22 protein-coding genes are annotated in these 18,854 nt (G+C 41.2%); 8 read left to right on the top strand and 14 right to left on the bottom strand.

What is annotated here, in order from left to right:
- Positions 1 to 35: 35 nt before the first annotated feature.
- Positions 36 to 221: an SE1561 family protein gene (locus tag ACWF5P_RS12220; RefSeq protein WP_101224874.1), complete on the bottom strand. Its 186-nt coding sequence runs from the start codon at positions 219 to 221 to the stop codon at positions 36 to 38.
- A 149-nt stretch (positions 222 to 370) separates the two neighbouring features.
- Here ACWF5P_RS12220 and yfkAB point away from each other — a divergent pair, with 149 nt between their 5' ends.
- Entirely contained in the window at positions 371 to 1,498 is a 1,128-nt protein-coding gene (yfkAB, locus tag ACWF5P_RS12215; protein WP_434168437.1) for a radical SAM/CxCxxxxC motif protein YfkAB, read from the top strand.
- A gap of 36 nt (positions 1,499 to 1,534) precedes the next feature.
- On the opposite strand, the gene ACWF5P_RS12210 is transcribed toward yfkAB, so the two are convergent.
- On the bottom strand, positions 1,535 to 2,347 hold the full coding sequence (locus ACWF5P_RS12210) for a YfkD family protein (protein ID WP_434168436.1): 813 nt from the start codon (positions 2,345 to 2,347) through the stop codon (positions 1,535 to 1,537).
- A gap of 469 nt (positions 2,348 to 2,816) precedes the next feature.
- Positions 2,817 to 3,875: a calcium/proton exchanger gene (gene cax, locus ACWF5P_RS12205; protein WP_101225035.1), complete on the bottom strand. Its 1,059-nt coding sequence runs from the start codon at positions 3,873 to 3,875 to the stop codon at positions 2,817 to 2,819.
- Positions 3,876 to 4,062: 187 nt separating this feature from the next.
- On the opposite strand from cax, the gene ACWF5P_RS12200 reads away from it, so the two are divergent.
- Positions 4,063 to 5,229 carry an MFS transporter gene (locus ACWF5P_RS12200; protein WP_434168435.1) on the top strand — a complete coding sequence of 389 codons (1,167 nt, stop codon included), beginning with the start codon at positions 4,063 to 4,065 and terminating at the stop codon, positions 5,227 to 5,229.
- A 333-nt stretch (positions 5,230 to 5,562) separates the two neighbouring features.
- Positions 5,563 to 7,482 (top strand): heavy metal translocating P-type ATPase, encoded by a 1,920-nt coding sequence (locus ACWF5P_RS12195; protein WP_434168434.1) that lies wholly within the window; start codon positions 5,563 to 5,565, stop codon positions 7,480 to 7,482.
- Positions 7,483 to 7,717: 235 nt separating this feature from the next.
- Here ACWF5P_RS12195 and ACWF5P_RS12190 read toward each other — a convergent pair whose 3' ends face one another.
- The gene (locus ACWF5P_RS12190) at positions 7,718 to 8,557 is read right to left on the bottom strand and encodes a YihY/virulence factor BrkB family protein (protein ID WP_101224879.1); all 840 of its coding nucleotides are present in this window, start codon (positions 8,555 to 8,557) and stop codon (positions 7,718 to 7,720) included.
- A gap of 16 nt (positions 8,558 to 8,573) precedes the next feature.
- Positions 8,574 to 8,966, bottom strand: coding sequence for a YtxH domain-containing protein (locus ACWF5P_RS12185; protein WP_101224880.1), 393 nt, complete (start codon positions 8,964 to 8,966; stop codon positions 8,574 to 8,576).
- A 221-nt stretch (positions 8,967 to 9,187) separates the two neighbouring features.
- Here ACWF5P_RS12185 and ACWF5P_RS12180 point away from each other — a divergent pair, with 221 nt between their 5' ends.
- The 4 genes from ACWF5P_RS12180 (at position 9,188) to ACWF5P_RS12165 (ending at position 11,532) form a co-directional block, all read left to right on the top strand.
- Positions 9,188 to 9,412: a DUF1128 domain-containing protein gene (locus ACWF5P_RS12180; RefSeq protein WP_034305672.1), complete on the top strand. Its 225-nt coding sequence runs from the start codon at positions 9,188 to 9,190 to the stop codon at positions 9,410 to 9,412.
- A gap of 97 nt (positions 9,413 to 9,509) precedes the next feature.
- Entirely contained in the window at positions 9,510 to 10,775 is a 1,266-nt protein-coding gene (locus ACWF5P_RS12175) for a molybdenum cofactor synthesis domain-containing protein (RefSeq protein WP_434168433.1), read from the top strand.
- A complete protein-coding gene (gene mobB, locus ACWF5P_RS12170) occupies positions 10,763 to 11,278 on the top strand; it encodes a molybdopterin-guanine dinucleotide biosynthesis protein B (protein WP_230177841.1) in 516 nt (171 codons plus the stop codon). Before ACWF5P_RS12175 ends, mobB begins: the two co-directional genes overlap by 13 nt.
- An 11-nt stretch (positions 11,279 to 11,289) precedes the next feature.
- Positions 11,290 to 11,532 (top strand): DUF2164 domain-containing protein, encoded by a 243-nt coding sequence (locus ACWF5P_RS12165; protein ID WP_063234700.1) that lies wholly within the window; start codon positions 11,290 to 11,292, stop codon positions 11,530 to 11,532.
- Between the two features lie 40 nt (positions 11,533 to 11,572).
- On the opposite strand, the gene map is transcribed toward ACWF5P_RS12165, so the two are convergent.
- The 6 genes from map to ACWF5P_RS12135 all read right to left on the bottom strand — a co-directional run bounded on the left by map (position 11,573) and on the right by ACWF5P_RS12135 (position 16,379).
- Positions 11,573 to 12,319, bottom strand: a complete 747-nt coding sequence (gene map, locus ACWF5P_RS12160) for a type I methionyl aminopeptidase (RefSeq protein ID WP_101224883.1) — start codon at positions 12,317 to 12,319, stop codon at positions 11,573 to 11,575.
- Between the two features lie 106 nt (positions 12,320 to 12,425).
- Positions 12,426 to 12,941 carry a type 1 glutamine amidotransferase domain-containing protein gene (locus ACWF5P_RS12155; protein WP_076370894.1) on the bottom strand — a complete coding sequence of 172 codons (516 nt, stop codon included), beginning with the start codon at positions 12,939 to 12,941 and terminating at the stop codon, positions 12,426 to 12,428.
- Between the two features lie 130 nt (positions 12,942 to 13,071).
- Positions 13,072 to 13,347 (bottom strand): late competence development ComFB family protein, encoded by a 276-nt coding sequence (locus ACWF5P_RS12150; protein WP_230177842.1) that lies wholly within the window; start codon positions 13,345 to 13,347, stop codon positions 13,072 to 13,074.
- A gap of 45 nt (positions 13,348 to 13,392) precedes the next feature.
- Complete coding sequence (gene motB, locus ACWF5P_RS12145) at positions 13,393 to 14,148, bottom strand: flagellar motor protein MotB (RefSeq protein ID WP_101224884.1); 756 nt, start codon at positions 14,146 to 14,148, stop codon at positions 13,393 to 13,395.
- Positions 14,141 to 14,932, bottom strand: a complete 792-nt coding sequence (gene motA / locus ACWF5P_RS12140) for a flagellar motor stator protein MotA (protein WP_101224885.1) — start codon at positions 14,930 to 14,932, stop codon at positions 14,141 to 14,143. Before motA ends, motB begins: the two co-directional genes overlap by 8 nt.
- Positions 14,933 to 15,281: 349 nt before the next feature.
- Positions 15,282 to 16,379: an AbrB family transcriptional regulator gene (locus ACWF5P_RS12135; protein ID WP_434168431.1), complete on the bottom strand. Its 1,098-nt coding sequence runs from the start codon at positions 16,377 to 16,379 to the stop codon at positions 15,282 to 15,284.
- 294 nt (positions 16,380 to 16,673) lie between these two features.
- Between ACWF5P_RS12135 and mreBH the strand changes: the two genes are divergently transcribed.
- Entirely contained in the window at positions 16,674 to 17,681 is a 1,008-nt protein-coding gene (gene mreBH, locus ACWF5P_RS12130) for a rod-share determining protein MreBH (RefSeq protein WP_101224887.1), read from the top strand.
- A 398-nt stretch (positions 17,682 to 18,079) separates the two neighbouring features.
- On the opposite strand, the gene ACWF5P_RS12125 is transcribed toward mreBH, so the two are convergent.
- The 3 genes from ACWF5P_RS12125 to ACWF5P_RS12115 all read right to left on the bottom strand — a co-directional run bounded on the left by ACWF5P_RS12125 (position 18,080) and on the right by ACWF5P_RS12115 (position 18,844).
- The gene (locus tag ACWF5P_RS12125; RefSeq protein WP_434168430.1) at positions 18,080 to 18,211 is read right to left on the bottom strand and encodes a hypothetical protein; all 132 of its coding nucleotides are present in this window, start codon (positions 18,209 to 18,211) and stop codon (positions 18,080 to 18,082) included.
- 139 nt (positions 18,212 to 18,350) lie between these two features.
- Entirely contained in the window at positions 18,351 to 18,551 is a 201-nt protein-coding gene (locus tag ACWF5P_RS12120) for a hypothetical protein (protein WP_434168429.1), read from the bottom strand.
- A 95-nt stretch (positions 18,552 to 18,646) separates the two neighbouring features.
- On the bottom strand, positions 18,647 to 18,844 hold the full coding sequence (locus tag ACWF5P_RS12115; RefSeq protein ID WP_452444903.1) for a hypothetical protein: 198 nt from the start codon (positions 18,842 to 18,844) through the stop codon (positions 18,647 to 18,649).
- Positions 18,845 to 18,854: the final 10 nt, after the last annotated feature.

Raw genomic sequence — 18,854 nt, 5'->3', positions numbered from 1 at the left:
TTAACATTGAAAAAATCATACTATCGAAACAGATATTAATCTTCGCGGGTTTTGAATTGTTCCACTTTGCCTTCCAAATCATCTAACATGCCGATTAAACGGTCTATATCTTCCAACTCCGTATTTTCCGGTTCGATATGATCAAGAACTTCCATGAACATCGTGAGGCGTTCTTTTAAGTATGTTAATTGTTCGTTTTTACCTGTAATGGATTTTCCCATGAGGCACTCTCCTTCCGTTCTTCTTTCATCGTAACGAAATCTGCTTGAAAGTGCAATGGCAAGCTATAAATGCACTCTCCGCCATTTGACATTTTTTGTCCCCATTGTTCATAATGGGTTAGTGCATTATTACGTAAGGAGTTTTAAATATGTCAATAATCAAGCAAGATCTTTTAACACCAATTACACCCAAGTATGACCCTTGGGAAGCATATATGGACGTTGAACAATATGGAAAGCTCAGCCTTACCAATGTGGAGTTCACCACCACCACCCTTTGCAATATGCGTTGTGAGCATTGTGCCGTCGGTTACACACTTCAGCCCAAGGACCCGGATGCACTGCCACTGGAATTATTGATTCAGCGCCTCGATGAAATCCCTTTGCTTCGCTCGCTCAGCATCACTGGCGGGGAGCCGATGCTTTCAAGAAAACAAGTGAAGAATTATGTTTTGCCTCTATTGAAATATGCCCGTAGCCGCGGGGTCCGGACACAAATCAATTCCAATTTGACCCTTGACCTGGAACGGTATGAGGAAATCATTCCTTATTTGGATGTTCTGCACATTTCCCATAACTGGGGAACGATCGATGAATTCATTGATATCGGCTTTGCCATGATGGACCGAAAACCATCTCGGGAACAGCGAAAGAAATTATTCGATAAAATGATTGAAAATTCCCGTGCCCTGACCAAGGCTGGTGTGCTGGTTTCTGCAGAAACGATGCTTAATAAACGGACATTGCCGCATCTTGAGCATATTCACAGACAGATTGTCGATGAAATGGGATGTCAAAGGCACGAAATTCATCCGATGTATCCAAGCGATTTCGCTTCGGCACTTGAAACTTTATCATTGGACAAAATGCGTGAAGCGATGCATCATTTGCTTGATATCCGTGATGAAAATGTTTGGATGCTTTTCGGTACCCTGCCATTTTATCCTTGCAATAACAGTAAAGAGGATATAAAGCTGCTTCAACGCCTTTATGGTTCACATAAAGTAACTGTTCGTAATGACCCTGATGGACGTTCCCGGTTGAACATCAATATTTTCACCGGGGAAGTGATCGTGACCGATTTCGGTGACGCGCCTACATTAGGGAATATCAAAGACCAACCTTTGACAAAATCCTATGAAACATGGATGAATTCGAAACTCGCCAATGAATTGAATTGCCACTGTCCGGCAGTCAAATGTCTAGGCCCGAATGTTCTCGTCAAGAATGCATACTACCCGAAGGAGGACTTCAGGATCAGGAAGTCAACCATATGAAGAAAAAAAACTCGCCATTCCGGCGAGTTTTTCAATTTACCTGGGTTGCTGCGAGACTGTAAAGCTGAAGGAAACATGGTCCTGAACCGGTATCCATGCACCGATGCCTTGTGAAGTGATGTTCTTTATCGTAATGGTTCTTTTACTTCCTTTTAAGTTCAAATACACTTCCCCATATGTGATCTTCCCTTTTTCATTGACGGCGGAAGCATAACTGGATAAGTAACCTATCCTATTAGAAGCAACATTGTATACTTCATCTTTTTTTGTACCAGCTCCGATGATCGTTTCAAAAGCCAACGGCAAATTCGTTTTCTCAGTGGCTTTTAACAGCATCATCTTTTGAACATCCTCTGCCTTAGGGATTTTCGCAGTAAGACCGCCACTCACTGCCTTTTGACTTTCCTGGACATAACGGATCCTGTATGGAACCTCACCGCCGCGATTATCGTAGTAATTCGTATTGATTTTTTGGTACTCCCAGTTTGGCGCCGTTTCCGAAGACTCATAATTCAATGCCCAATGGCCAAGGTAAATCGTCGCCCTGTAACCAAAAGCAAGCGGAGCTTTTGCAATTGCCGATTCATTCAACATATGGATGAGTTCTGGATTTTCAATCTTGATATCCGACGAATCGATCAATTGTTCGGCCAACTTACTCGGCTGCAGCATCGGAAGATCCTGGGTTGGGTTCGGATACGTATTCTCCTTTGCAATATTCAAAACGGAAGGTGGGATTTTCACCATATTCGGATTTGCTTTGCCTTCTGGAATATCAGCTGCAAAACTTACATTCGTCTGAATAAAGGCAATTAGGGCAATCATCGTAATAAGAATAGTTCTTCTCATGCTGTCGCACTCCTTTTGAGGGGTTCAATCATTTTGTTATAGATTTTGTTTTTAGCTAACATTCTATACATTTCATTCTTATTTCGATTTTGTAATGAATTTGTAAAGTTCAGAATATTTACTTTTTTATTTAAATCGGTTATACTTATTTTACATTATAAAAAGGAGGCGAAATCGTTCATACCTATTAAACCTTCAGGAGGTATGCTTATCGAACAATCCATGACACCCTTTTAAAGGATGACAGAAAACGAATTCGCCTATACTTAAATCTGATGTAAAAGGATGGTGTGACACTCTAGAATATTTCTCAACTTTTACAAAAGCATGATGAAAAATTTTGGAATGACTTATGAATGGTAATTTACTAATATAGAAATGACTCTGCTAAATCTAACCTGAGCAGAGTCATTTTTATTTTTGAATTATATAAAAAGAAAGACCTCCCGCATCGGAAGGCCTGCATTTCTTATAATAAGTAAAATCCAATTCCCATAATGAAGTAAGCGGCCAATAAGGTAAGGCCTTCAAACCAGTTCGTTTCCCCGTCATTCGAAATCATGATCATCAGAAAGACTGCTGTAACCATTGATATCAGTTCTGGCATTGTGAAAACAAGCGGCATATGAGTTGGATACATTAATGAAATAAGTACGAGTACAGGAGCTACGAACATCGCTACTTGAAGTGTGGAACCAACGGCAATTTCCACTGCGACATCCATTTTGTTTTTATAGGCCATTATGACGGCTGACGCATGCTCTGCCGCGTTACCCACGATTGCAACGATAATGACACCTATGAATAACTCCGACCATCCGAAGGTTTCCCCCACCTCGCTGAACGTATGAACAAGTTTCTCCGATACATACGCAACGGCCAATGTAGCAGCAGCAAGTATAATAATTGCCTTTTTCCTGCTCCACTCCGGTACTTCCTCTTCATGTTCCTCGGGTTTCTCCGTATGCTGATATACCCCACGGTGAGTAACCAATTTAAAGAATAATGCAGCAAGATATAATAAGATCAAAATAATGCTAATTCCTACACTTAACGACATCGTACGTGATTCACTCATATCTTGTGTGAATACTTCCGGTATGACGAAGGCTACAATAACTGCAAAAATCAATAGACCGGCATTATGCCTCGCATCGAATACATTAAATTTCTGCCGTTTGTATTTAGTCCCTCCGACAAAGAATGAAAGTCCTGCCACCAACAATAAGTTTCCTAATACGGAACCAGTTAAAGAAGCCAACACGACCCCCACAAGCCCCGCCTTTAATGAAAAGATGGATATGATCAATTCCACTGCATTTCCAAAGGTTGCATTCAAGAGACCGCCAATCCTTGGTCCCATAACGATCGCTAAGCTTTCAGTCGCACGGCCCATGAATCCTGCTAGCGCAACGATGGTTAAGCAATATACGATGAACATGATCACGCTCGGCCAATGCAATAATGACCCAATGACTGATATAGGGACGCCTAACAGGACAAGCCCAAAAAATATTTTATTCACGATACTTCTCCTCACAATCCTATAATTCCTTTATGTAACAAAAACTATCATACATAATCTTCGGGAGATGACAAAGGAAAATTTTATCATCCTCTCTCTTCTTGTCAATATTTACCCAAATTTCTATTGCTTAATCCTCTTCCTAAGATGTAACATCAGAAGGTATACATTTCTTAGGAGACTTGATTTTATGAATAATAAATTGCTTTTTAGCGTTTTAATCTTAATTGTCGGCATATCGGGGTTTTCTCAAGGGATGCTTCTGCCGATCATTGCCATCATTTTTGAAAATGACGGAATTAGCTCATCCCTAAACGGGTTTCATGCAGCCTCGCTTTATCTTGGAATTCTGTTGATTTCTCCTTTTATGGAAGCCCCGCTCCGTAAATACGGCTATAAGCCTTTGATATTATTTGGCGGTATAACGGTCATTCTATCGCTTGCATTATTTCCTGTTTGGAAATCATTCTGGTTTTGGTTCGTCCTGCGTTTCTTCATTGGAATCGGCGATCATACACTTCACTTTGCTACCCAGACATGGATCACTGCCATTTCACCAAAAACGAAGCGCGGAAGGAATCTTGCCATTTATGGACTTTTCTTCAGTCTTGGGTTCATGGTTGGCCCGATGATGACGAAGCTTCTCGAGATTAATCAGTCTTTACCTTTCATCATCACATCCATACTTAGCCTTCTAGCTTGGTCCACTGTTTTCCTTATTGGAAATGAGCTCCCTGAACAGGATGATTCTGAAAACACATCATTCTTTGGCACACTCAAAAGGTTTACGAAAGTTAGCCGCATAGCTTGGGTCGCTTTTTTACTTCCGTTCACATTTGGCGTGCTTGAAGCATCATTGAATAGCAATTTCCCTGTATTCGCCCTGCGCTCCGGAATCGATTTAACCGCAGTATCCATCATCATCCCGGCATTTTCCGCGGGGACCCTGCTTACCCAGATTCCCTTGGGGATGATAAGTGACCGTTTTGGCCGGCGAAAGACCTTGCTGACGATACTTTTTTCCGGGTTTGCCATATTCACTCTTGCAGGGGTTTATTCTTATTCAGTGCTTGGTCTATTCATTTGCTTTATGTTTGGCGGAATGATGGTTGGTTCGACTTTCTCGCTGGGAATCAGTTATATGGCAGACCTTTTGCCTCGAAACCTATTACCTGCTGGAAATTTATTATGCAGTATCTTCTTTAGCCTCGGTAGCATCAGCGGTCCGTTTTTTGGCGGCCTTGTCATTGAACATATACAAGGCGGGAATTTTTTCTATATGATCAGCATCATGCTTTTCCTTGTCCTCATTTCGTTGGCCTTGTTTAAGGAGAAAATGCCTGCTTCAGTTATTTAGTATAGTTTATTATCTGGACTACTTCTTTTATTATTCAATTTGAAAGGTATTTCTCAATAGCGGCTGAATATTTGGTTAGGATGCACTTTATATTTTTTACTAGATTAGAATCATTCTTCTTTATTTCTGAATAGGATATGTGGTATTATAATAATAACAAAAGGGACATTACGTTTAAAAACCTTTGAAAACATTGCTGTCATCGCAATTACGGTGGCAGCTTTCATATTTTATCCAGAGAAATGACGTTGATTATCTTTCTCAATTATATATCACACAAATGATAATCTATATCATTTACACAAAATAGAGAAGAATGTGGGAGGGAATCTTATGACTACAGATACTAAACATTTAACCCAACCGGCTTCATGCCAAACCACTTGGTTGGAAAAAGCAAAACCTCATCTAGAACTTTTTGCTGCATTGTTCAGCGGTTTATTAATAGTGTTGGGATGGGCCCTTTCAAAGAACGGAATGGAGTCCACTTCCATCGTCATATACTTAGCTTCTTTCTTGATTGGCGGATATGCCAAAGCAAAAGAAGGAATAGAAGATACGATTGCCGACCGGGAATTGAATGTTGAGATGCTGATGATTTTTGCGGCCATCGGTTCTGCGGTCATCGGATACTGGACGGAAGGTGCCATATTGATTTTCATCTTCGCTTTAAGCGGTGCCCTTGAGACATACACGATGAATAAAAGCCATAAAGAAATTTCGGCACTTATGGACTTACAGCCTGAGGAAGCACTGCGCATCACTAACGGATATGAAGAAACCGTATCCGTTTCACAGCTGCATGTCGGAGATCTGATTTTAGTGAAACCAGGTGAGAGAGTTCCTTCAGATGGAAAAATCACTGACGGCCGTACCAATATCGATGAAGCCGCCATCACTGGTGAATCCATACCGGTCAGCAAATCATTGGATGATGAAGTATTTGCCGGAACGGTTAACCTCCGTGGTACGATTACCGTGGAAATCACCAAACCAGCAAGTGAAACATTATTTCAAAAAATAATCACTCTCGTTCAATCCGCACAAAGTGAAAAGTCCCCTTCCCAGCTGTTCATTGAACGGTTTGAAGGTACTTATGTAAAAGTGGTATTGACCGTTGTCGGCTTGATGATGTTCGTACCCCATTTCATATTGGGGTGGAGCTGGACCGAAACATTCTACAGGGCGATGATCCTGCTCGTTGTCGCTTCACCTTGTGCACTTGTGGCTTCTATTATGCCAGCAACGCTATCTGCCATTTCAAATGGTGCTCGTCATGGCATTTTATTTAAAGGCGGCATCCATCTTGAGAATCTAGGTAACCTGCAGGCAATTGCTTTAGATAAAACCGGTACATTAACAAAAGGAAAACCCGAGGTAACGGATGTCATTATCCGCGAAGATTTAAACGAAGATGATTTCTTATTTCATATTGCATCTGTTGAAAATTATTCAAACCACCCTTTGGCAACATCGATCGTACGTTATGCCAAAACGAAATTGCAAAGAGACATCATTAAACCGGATAACATGGAAGATATCTCAGGCAATGGGGTTCAAGCATACATCAATGGCGTGCTTTGGAAAGTCGGAAAAGCTGATTTCGTCGGTCGCAGTGAAGCAGAACTATTCCAAAATGGCATTGCACTGACATTGGCTGAACAAGGCAAGACAATCGTTTATGCAAAGGATGATCAAGGGATTGCCGGTATTCTCACTTTGAAAGATGTCGTGCGTGAAGAAACCATTATAGCCATCGAAGCTTTGAAAAAGGAGGGCATCCATACCGTCATGCTGACAGGCGATGGTGAAAAAACGGCTAAAGCGATTGCGTCGGAGAGCCACATTGATGCATATATTGCCGAATGCCTGCCAGAAACCAAAGTGACTGAAGTGAAAAGGCTGAAAGAACATTTTGGCACTGTAGCAATGGTTGGGGATGGCATCAATGATGCACCTGCACTAGCAACGGCATCTGTGGGAATTGCAATGGGTGAAGGCACGGATGTTGCCTTGGAGACAGCGGATGTTGTTCTGATGAAGAATGACTTGCCGCGCATCGCGGAAGCAGTCAAATTATCCAAGAAGATGAATCGAATCATCAAACAAAACGTCATCTTTTCAATTTCGGTCATCATGATCCTGATCGCATCCAATTTCCTTCAATTCCTTGACCTTCCATACGGCGTCATTGGACATGAAGGAAGCACAATTCTCGTTATACTGAACAGCTTAAGACTTTTGAGAAACTAAACATGAAAAAGGAGCCCTCCAAGGCTCCCTTTTTTTATGATCGTTTCAATTTAGTGATATCCGTTCTTACCATTTGCAGAACCTGATGTTTTATGGTTCGAACCTTTATTTTTTCCTTTTTGCTTTGTGCTGCCATCCTTTTTACTCATGAAAGAACTCCTCCTCATCAAAAGTTGTTATTTCTTGAATAGTATCTGCAGCATGATAGTCCGCTATTACGGGAACTTCAGGAAGCTCATGCACATTCTGGTTTTTGCCTTTCACTTATGAGCGCATTTATTTCCCCTCCCAGTATGATGATGAGCCCTGATAAATAAAACCAGACCATTAATACGATGATCCCTCCAAGGCTCCCATATGTTGCGGAATAATTAGCGAAGTTCTCCACATAAAAAGAAAACAAAAAGGAAACAAGACTCCATCCTGCCGTTGCAAAGATAGCACCGGGCAGTACGGTTATGCATTTTTGCTTTATGTTGGGGGCAATCCAATAAAGGATCGTGAACACAATTAAAAATACAAGCGTACTTATTACCCAGCGAAGCTGGTTCCAAATCATAAGAAATTCATCGGATTGTCCAATTTCGGCAAATAGGAATACTCCGATCTGTTTTCCGAATACCGGCAGCAATAAAACGACAATAAAAACAAAAATCATCGCTAATGTGAGCAGAATCGACATTCCCCGGGAAATAAAGAAAGTTCGACTTTCTTTTACATCATATGCATGGTTAAATGCTTTAATGATTGCATTCATCCCATTCGATGCCGACCATATCGTTCCGATGACACCAAACGACAATAAAGTCCCATTCGCTTCCATTACTTCAGATAGGTTGGCCTCAATGATTTTCATCGAATCGTCAGGCGCATATGTACGGACGGTATTTAATATATCTTCTTGGGAAAATGGCAGATAGGCCAATAAGGTGAATAAAAAAATAAGTAACGGAAACAGGGAAAGTAAGAAGAAATAAGACAGCTGTGCGGCAAGCCCCGACACATCATCCATCTGTAACCGTTTTATGAAAGTCTTGAAGAATGAGCCTTTCAGCCATTCTTTTTTATTGGCCATACCTCCACCCCATTTTCTAATTTAAGGAAATCCGTTCATGGTGACTTGAAGATGACTCATCTTGCTCTGCAGCAAAAACTTCCTTCGTCTCCATCACCACTTGGGCAACTTGCGATGGAATATCTTTCATTTCCTCCACCTTTTGGGAAATGAAGGATACATCATCGGAAATTTTTTCAACAGTGGAACGGACCTTGGATGATGTTTCACGTACTTGTGTAAGCACCCCATTGGGATTCTTCACGAATTCCTTCATATTACTCATGCAGCTTTTACTGTTTTCCAATACAGAATTACGCGTATCCTTGTCAAAAAGGCTTATCGCAGCCCCTGCTAACGCACCAATAAAGACCGCTTGCATAAATTTACTTTTCTTGACACACTTATATTCTTCTCGAATGTTGCTCATATATTCTCCTCCTTGTCATATATTAGTTGATGGATAATGGTAGCTATCTCCATTATACAATGTTTAAAAAAGTTTTTTCCTATCTTTTCCCAAACTCCCTCAGTTTAAAACGTGGAGATGACCAAGGATATTGGGGATCAAGCTTCGTAATATTCATTGACTTCCAGCGGTAATCATGCAAAGATGAAAATAATTTAGGAACGTATGAAAGGATGAGGGAAATGGATTTAACGCAAAACACAGCCGAAAGTGTCGAGTTTATGATCGAAGCAATCAAGGATAAATTAAAAGTGATGAACTTCGGTGCAATCAAATCAACCCATTTTGATATCGAAATGTACGAAGAGCTGCACGATATTTATACAATGGTGATGAAAAAAACGAATTTCAGTGTCCGTGAAATGGAAGCGATCGCCGAAGAACTTGGAAGACTGCGTAATAAGTAACATTCAAATCCTCCCGTACCGGTGAGGATTTTTTTCATTTTTAAAATAATTCTGATACATTTGATATAGAAATTGAAAACTGACAGGAGTTGTAATCATGGTAGAAAGAAGAACACCCATCAGTATTGCGGAAGCAGTGGAAAAAGTGATGAAGCATAAATTAATAGGGCATGCGGAACTGATTCCCCTCAAGGAAAGCCAAGACCGTTTTTTGGCTCAAGATATTGTAGCTACAAATGATGTTCCGCATTTTAACCGCTCTCCATACGATGGATTCGCCCTCAGGTCCAAGGATACGGCAGAGGGTTCCATAAATAACCCTCTTGAGTTCGAAGTGGTTGAAGAACTGGCTGCGGGGATGGTACCGACTATCCCTGTACAAAAAAATCAAGTGGCGAGAATCATGACTGGAGCTCAGATGCCAGCTGAGTGTGATGCCGTAATCATGCTCGAGCTCACAAAGGAATTCGAAAAGGACGGAAAGAAGTACATATCATTTAAACGCCCACTTAAGGAAGGCGAAAACGTTTCTTTTCAAGGAGAGGATGCAAAGAAAGGCGATGTTCTTGTAAAAAAAGGAACAACGATCAATCCAGGGATCATCGGCTTGCTGGCAACATTCGGATATGCCGAAGTCCCAGTTGCCAAGAAACCTGTCGTCGGATTATTCGCTACAGGCTCGGAACTTCTTGATGTTAACGAACCGTTGCAGCCCGGGAAAATCCGTAATAGCAATTCACATGCCATCTCCGCCCAAATTCGGAGGGCCGGAGGAGATGTCCGCTTTTATGGAAAGCTTAAGGACGAATTCGAATTAAGTTACGAGGCCATTTCAACTGCCTTGGAGGAAGTGGATTTGCTCATTACAACTGGAGGGGTTTCTGTCGGTGATTTTGACCTTCTCCCGGATATTTATCAAAAAATGGGTGCTGAAGTCTTATTCAACAAAGTGGCCATGCGCCCCGGCAGCGTGACGACTGTAGCGGTATATAATAACAAATTTTTATTCGGTTTATCCGGCAATCCTTCCGCCAGTTATGTTGGCTTTGAACTATTTGCAAGACCGATCATCCGCACCATGCTGTTTTCGGAACATCCGCATTTACGAAAAGAGACGGCCCTATTGGCAGAAGACTTTTTAAAGCCCAATCCATTCTCACGTCTGCTTCGGACCCGATTATTTTACGAATCAGGCCAGTTGAAGGTAATTCCTAGCGGTGTGGATAAATCCAATATTACAACAAGCTTGGCAGGTGCCAATTCACTGACCGTCTTACCTGGGGGGACCCGTGGTTTCCAAACGGGAGATTTCGTGGACATCCTGCTCCTCGATGACCAGGAAGGATGCAAATGGCCTTGGTGAAGCCTTTTATTTTTCAGGTGGTTGGCTACCAAAATAGAGGAAAAACAACCTTCATAACGAATATTATCAAAAAGCTTCGCAAAGCCAAATTAGAGACAGCCGTTTTAAAACATCATGGACATGGCGGAAAACCGTATGTTAACGGTATGAAGGATTCCAATAAACACTTTCAGGCTGGGGCGGCAGCTTCACTTGTTGAAGGTGATGGAACAATCGAGCTGCTCGGGAATTTCAAGGGTGAAGCCCCTATAACTGAGCTGATTCAATTACTGTGTCTATTTCTCCCTGATGTGATTTTAATTGAGGGTTATAAGCAAGAGGACTTTCCTAAGGTCATTTTAATCAAGGAAGAAAGTGACCTCGTGTTATTGGAACGGCTTACTAATGTCAAAGCAGCAGTGGCTTGGCCCGAATGTCTGGAACGAACCAGGAATCATGCTTCAGTTCCCGTATTCCCTTTGGATTCAGATTCATTCATTACATGGTTTTTAGAACAAATATGAAGGAGGGCACAATGTTCATTCAATTTCCCATAGAAAAACGCCGCAAGATGATCGAAAGTATCCAAGAATATGTGTATCAGGAACATGGCAAGGAAATCGGAGAAATCGCTGCTGAAAATCACTTGCAGTTCATTTTCGAAAATATTGCTCCATTTATTTATAATGAAGGTATCAAAGATGCTAAAAAAGTCATTGAGGACAGATTAGGAAATATCGAAGAAGATTTGTATTCATTGGAACGGCCAATTGATTAAAATGAAAAACAGCATCATAATCGATGCTGTTTTTTCATTTTCATTGTTCGGTCAGAATAAGCGGACCGTTTTTCGTAATGGCAATCGTATGCTCATATTGAGCCGAGTATTTCCCATCTGCAGTGGATGCCGTCCACCCATTCGGATCCCGGCTTGCTTTATATGTACCTACGTTTACCATTGGCTCGATGGTGAATACCATGCCTTCCTTAAGACGCGGACCTTTATTCGGCAGTCCATAATGCGGAACCTGCGGCTCTTCATGAATGACACTTCCTATCCCGTGCCCAATGAAATCACGAACGACAGAGAAGCCTTCCGCCTCGACATATGTTTGTATGGCATGACCAATATCTCCAATTCGATTGCCTTCCACACATACTTCAATCGCCTTATATAAAGATTCCTTCGTCACATGAACCAAATGCTCGGTTTCCTTAGAAACCTTACCGACCGTATACGTCCAGGCTGAATCGGCAAGGGCCCCGTTATAATTGACGACCATATCAATCGTTACGATATCTCCATTTTTCAAAGGGGTCTTACGAGGGAAACCATGACAGATTTCTTCATTTATGCTGGCACATGTCGCATATTCATACCCTTTGTAACCCTTTTGTTCCGGCTTCGCACCATGTTTTTTTAAGAATCCTTCAACAAATTCTTCTATTTCCCATGTTGTCACCCCAGGAACAATCAACTTAGCAATCTCCCTATGACAAGCTGCCAAAATTTTACCCGATTCATGCATCGCTTGGATTTCACGTGCAGATTTTAATACGATCAATTGTGACACTTCCTTTTTTATTCGTCTCTCCTTTTATTTTACTGCAAAGATGAAAGTATATGAATCCTTTAAAATGAAAAATCCCGGCAGCTGCCGGGATTTTTCATTATTTCAATAGATTGAGCGATTCCCGGTTAAATGCCGGAAGATCTTCAGGTGTCCTGCTGGTTACAAGCTGGTTGCCGCAAACAACAACCTCCTTGTCCAAATATGTTGCACCTGCATATTCCATATCGACTTTAATGGATGTATATCCTGTTGCATGGCGTCCTTCAAGTGTTTTGGCTGTAATCAGCAACTGCGGTCCATGACAGATCGCAAATACAGGCTTCTTATCATCCATGAACGATTTGGCGAAAGATACGAAGCGTTCGTCAGCACGCAGCTGATCAGGCGAGAACCCACCGGGGATGAATAATGCATCGAAATTTTCCGGTTTCACTGAGTCGATGCTTTCATCAATCTCGACTTCTACCTCCCCTTGTTTCCCTTTAACAGTTTTCCCTTTTATCATTTCAATCGTCGTTACCGTATGGCCGGCTTCTTCAAATGCCTTTGCCGGTTCACTATACTCCGAGTCCTCAAACATATTCGTTACTACACATGCGATATTTTTACCCATAATAATTCATCTCCTCAATTTTTGATCGAATGAACATACTTTGCACTTTATTTATGTTCCCTCTGCCACCATAAATAAAACACATAATTAATGTTAGTGCTAAATTTCATTAGCCTATCCCCAAAGCAAATCAATGTTTAGGATACTGACCAACAACGTGTATCGCATTGATGATTCTTTTATTGATCCATTTCCTGTTTTCTTCTGTATTCAAATTTCCAAATATCCTTTTCCGCCCTTCTTCCGTGGTTACATAGTAATTAGGCAGGTTATTCAATGATAATGTGATGATGTCATTTTTACATTTACCGCATGAACAAAATGTTTGGTATTCCATACCTGACATTAAAACCTGCACCCAAGTCACAACGATTTCTTCCATCACATTTGTATATTCTCTTTCCATATAATCTCCTTAAAAAAGAAAAACCCGTCCATTTCTGACAGGTTTTCACTCATTTATCGCTGTCCGTGGAACAATTAGGATTTCAACTCTCCGGTTTTTCGCCCTTCCTTTTTTCGTTTCATTGGAAGCAACCGGCTTGAATTCCCCATGTCCTTTAGCGCTGAACATTTCGGGATCCAACTCTTTATTTTCGAGGAGAAGCTTCATAAAATTCACAGATCGCATCACGCTCAGATCCCAGTTGGATTCATACTGGTAATTCTTTATAGGAATATTATCTGTATGTCCGCTTACGATAATGTTTCTGGGTAAATCCATGATTAGTAGATCTGAGATTTCCTTAGCGATTTTTCGGTTTTCACTTCTCACCTCAGCCACACCCGATTCGAACAGCACGTTTTCCCTAATTGAAATCAACATGCCTTCATCCGTTAGGTTCGTTCCCAATTTATTCGTTAAATCATTCTTTTGGATGTAGGCATTTACACGCTCCTGAACTTCCGTAAGTTCTTCTTGCTCGTTTTTCCCTAGCTTCTCAAGATCTTCCGCACCTGTTCTTTGTTCTGGTGACGTTGGCTCATTGCTGGGGGAATCACTTGGAAAATCCATAAAACCCGTTCCGCTTGTAAAAACCTGGTTAAATACATTGGACAACTGCTGGAACCTTACTGCATCAACCGAACTTGAAGCGAACAAGACGATAAAAAGCGCGAGAAGCAATGTTAAGATATCGGCGTAGGGAACCAGCCATGATTCATCGATATGCTCTTCATGCCTTTGTTTCTTTTTGCGCCTAGCCATCTTCTCTCACATCGCCTTCTAACCACTTTTTACGATCTCCAGCAGGCAAATATGATGTTAATTTCTGTTCAATCGTTCGCGGCGCTTCCCCTTCGATGATTGATAAAATACCTTCTATCATCATTTCTTTGATTCGAACTTCCTGCTGCGACTTCCGTTTTAGCTTATTGGCAAATGGATGCCATAAAACATACCCCGTATAAATACCCATCAAGGTTGCGACGAACGCGGCAGATATGGCATGTCCCAAAGCCTCCGTGTCGGCCATATTACCCAATGCAGCTATCAGCCCGATTACCGCACCCAATACACCCAGCGTCGGTGCGTATGTACCGGCTTGACTAAAAATCGCTGCCGCGCTTAGATGACGTTCTTCCATCGCATCTATTTCCTCTGCTAAAATATCACGAATATAATCGGCACTTTGACCTTCGACTGCAAGATTCAAGCCATTTTTCAAAAAAGTATTATCCACCTGATCCGAAATGCTTTCCAATGCCAATAAGCCTTCTTTCCTGGCAATGACCGCCCATTCAGAAAAGGTTTTTATTAAATCTTCAGGCTTTGTCAATTTTTGTTCAAAGAATAAAATCTTGAATATTTTTGGTAGTCTTTTTAATTCCGACAAAGGGAAAGCCGTTACGACAGCAGCTATCGTCCCTACAATAATGATCAAAATAGCCGCCGGGTTTATCAGCGCCGTTACACTAACGCCTTTCAACACCATTCCGACCAAGATGGCCACGATACCCAGAACTACGCCCAAAACTGATGTTATATCCATAATACTCACCCATTCATTTAAAGTCTCGTCTCCTCCTTATATCGGATGAAGTTCAAAAAAAGTGAGGATTATTTTACTATTCGATTTCAATTTTCACTAAATCATCACAAAATCTACCAACTTTATTGCCTTGATGAGCTTAACCAACAGCACATTTCAATATTTTGGGTACAATATCCTTTCAGAGCGGAATTACCAGCCTGTTTTGTACGAAATTATCTCAATACGTCTGGAATATGGGCATCTACTCGTGAGTTTTGGCTGTTTCTACTCGTGAATTTTGGCTGTTTACTCGTGAGTTCAGCATTTTACTCGTGAATTCCGCTTAACGCAAAAAGGACAAAGCCTGTCAGCTTTGTCCCTGTTTTTGTTTCCCGAGGTTTCTTCCGGCCAGCCATTTTATGATGGGTGACAGAAAAAATAAAATGAATAAGATCCTGAATAAATGAAAGCTTGTGACAACGGATAAATCCACATGCACCGACATGGCTGTGACTGCCATTTCGGCGACACCGCCTGGCGCCATGCTCAAAAATAATTCGTTCGCCTGTAAAGATAGGATTGGGGCAAACTGAATGGAAAGATAATAGCAAAATCCAATCAATAGGACATTACTGACGAATACGGCCCCGAACATCTTTCTGAAAAGTCGGGGGTTATCAACCTTCAGTGTGTAGCCTAAATGTGCGCCGATCAACAATTGCGATAAGTTCAACCAAAAGTCAGGAATCTGCGGTGCACCTGGGCCTGCTAAATTGAATAGTGCTGCGGCCATGAGAGGTCCTAGCAAAAAAGGTAGCGGAAAATTGGCTTTCTTTGTGATGAAGATGAATATCAGCAATGTTACCAACATCATGATCGCTAATTTCCCATCATATTCAAATAAGAAAAACGGCCGCTCCGATACGGCCATTACCGCACCTGATTCAACTGACATTACATGGGTCACAATCCAAGGAACAATGGATATCACAAGGATGACCCGCAGTGTTTGCATGAATCCTACAACCGTTTCATCACTATCCTTCATTTCCTCACTTAAGACCACCATCTGGGAAAGGCCTCCCGGAAAACTGCCAAGCATCGATGTGCTCAAGGATAAGTTCATTCGCTTTCCGACAAACCATCCAGTCAACACAGTAAATGAAATGATTGCAATTGTCGTAAAAAGCATAACAGGCAGATATTCAATCATCTCATTTAGCGATTGTTTCGTGAATGAACTGCCCAGTTGCAAACCTAGAATGACCAATCCAGTACTTCTAAAGGTTTTAGACCAATACAAATACTTCCTTAACTTCACTTTAGCAATCATCACGACGAATAATGGTCCAAGCATCCATGGCAGGTATACTCCAAGGCTATCAAACGCATAACCACCCAGGAAAGCTAGAAAAGCTGTAAAGATGACTCTAAAACTCTTACTCTTGATTAAATTTACACTCACAAAATTACCTTCTTTATATAAGCGGATTTTCATCTTTATCTTAACATAAAATAGGCGGATTCAAAGCTGCCTCCACGTTTGTTTTCAACATTCCATTGTCAGGATGCCAATTGGACATTTGCCGTTCTTGGGGCGCCTCCCTCACCAGTGCATTTTTATATTTCATCATGTTTTCGCTCTATGAAAGGAACAGCACGGGACTTCCACTATTTACTAGATTTCCCACCCCCACAAATTCGCTATAAAAGGTAGAATGAGTATATAGGGGTCAAACTCTTATGGAGGGGTGACTAGATGTTATCAAATACAGAAATAGGCATTGACTTAGGAACTGCAAATACGCTAGTTTACAGTAAAAATAAAGGAATCGTATTTAATGAGCCATCTGTGGTGGCCATTGATATAGAGACTAATAAAGTATTGGCAGTCGGTGTGGATGCAAAAAACATGATCGGAAAAACACCTGGAAATATTGTGGCAATCCGTCCGCTTAAGGATGGTGTCATTGCGGACTTTGATGTGACCGCGCAAATGCTTCGGGAAATCATGAAAAAAGCAAGTAAGGCCCTAGGATTATCGATTCGCAAACCTAGTGTAGTGGTCTGCACACCATCAGGTTCCACATCAGTTGAGAGAAGGGCCATTCAGGATGCAGTCAAAAGCTGCGGAGCGAAACAGGTCCACCTTATCGAGGAACCAGTAGCAGCAGCAATAGGTGCGGGCTTGCCTGTCGAAGAGCCAGTTGCCAATGTCATCGTTGATATCGGTGGCGGAACGACTGAGGTCGCAATCATTTCTTATGGCGGCGTCGTTTCTTGCAATTCAATCAGAATTGGCGGAGATCAATTGGATGAAGATATCAGCCAGTATGTCAGAAAAAAACATAATGTGCTGATTGGGGAAAGAACAGCCGAGGAAATAAAAAAAGAAATCGGCTACGCACTCGTTGAACATTCCGTGATCACCATGGAAGTCAGGGGCCGCGATCTTGTAACGGGTCTTCCAAAGCCGATTACAATATCATCCACTGACGTCCAGGAAGCCATCCAGGAATCGCTTCTCCATATACTGGAAGCAATCAGGGCCACTTTGGAAGATTGTCCTCCTGAATTGAGCGGGGATATCGTCGATCAAGGTGTCATCTTATCCGGCGGGGGTGCACTTCTCAACGGGGTACAAGAATGGCTGACGAATGAAATCGTCGTCCCAGTCCAACTTGCAGATAACCCGCTTGAATCAGTTGCCATCGGAACCGGGCTTTCACTTGAGGTCATTCACAAATTACAAAAAGCCGTATACTAGAAATAAATGGCTGTCTTTGAACTGCACCCCAATTGTTAGACAACATCTAACAATTGGAGGTGCAGTTTTTTTTCCTAAATATACGATAGACCAAAAATCAAATGCAGTTTTAGAGTACTTAGAAGGAAAAAAACAAGAAAGACATGAGGTTTATCCCCTCTGAAAAGATGGGTCGCTATCTAAAACATGGAATGGAAGGATTTGTTTCATCCTATACAAAATTACACTTGATGTGAGCACCTTGGTTACGTAATTCTAAGGTGATACGCCTATCCCCATAGCGCCGTCCTCCAGCAACCTTTTTTGCGTATCCAATACAAAGAAAAAAGACCTCAACATTTAAGTTGAGAACCTTTCATGCTTTGTAAAGGTATATAGGATTCACCCTTATTTTATTATCAAGGAAAACTCCCATTTGTTAAATCTTCCAATTCTTGAATTCTTAAGCCTTCAATATCCTTAATCCTAGAAGCTTCGGTATCATTTTCAGGATAAATAAAGCATTGTTTTTCATACGAAGAAGTAGCCAAACCAAAACTTTCCTTGTTTAAAAAATGACAAATCTTCAGGTGAATTTGGCATTTCCCACTCATAAAGCGATTTATCAATCTTATAATTTTCTTTGCATTCTCGTCAGCGTGAAAATAATAAACATTTGCTGTTTGATCATCACCAAGAGGTACTAGCCCATGTTGACTCGCATCTCAATTCTATTAATGATGCTTTTAACTTATTTATTATTTCTTCTAACCCTCGTATCGAACCCATATCGTTTCTAACAACTAGATGAAATTCATCACACACATCAAAGCATAAATCAAGCAGTTCTAAATATACTCGATTTTTTGGATTTCTTTCAATGCCTAACATCTTATCCCTCCCTTCGTCATCAATTACTTTTACACCGTTTACTTCTACTAAAGGATTGATTCCTTGCACCGTTTCTTCTTTTTCCTTTGCGGCAATTATGCTTGCAATTGGAGTTCCATGACCATATAAATCTTTTGTATAATTTTTTTATTAATTACGTCATATTTAACAACAATTTGTCCATTTAATGCAGGTTGCTGATCATTAATAACGCTGTCTAAAATTGCGACTTTTTTAGGCTTATCATAAATACTGATATTAGACACATAGCCCAGATTTCTAACACTCAACATCATTAAATTT

It is taken from the genome of Peribacillus sp. NPDC055009, from assembly GCF_053608705.1.
Note: the sequence above shows the minus strand (reverse complement) of the source record. Positions and strands in the feature narration are given on the sequence as shown.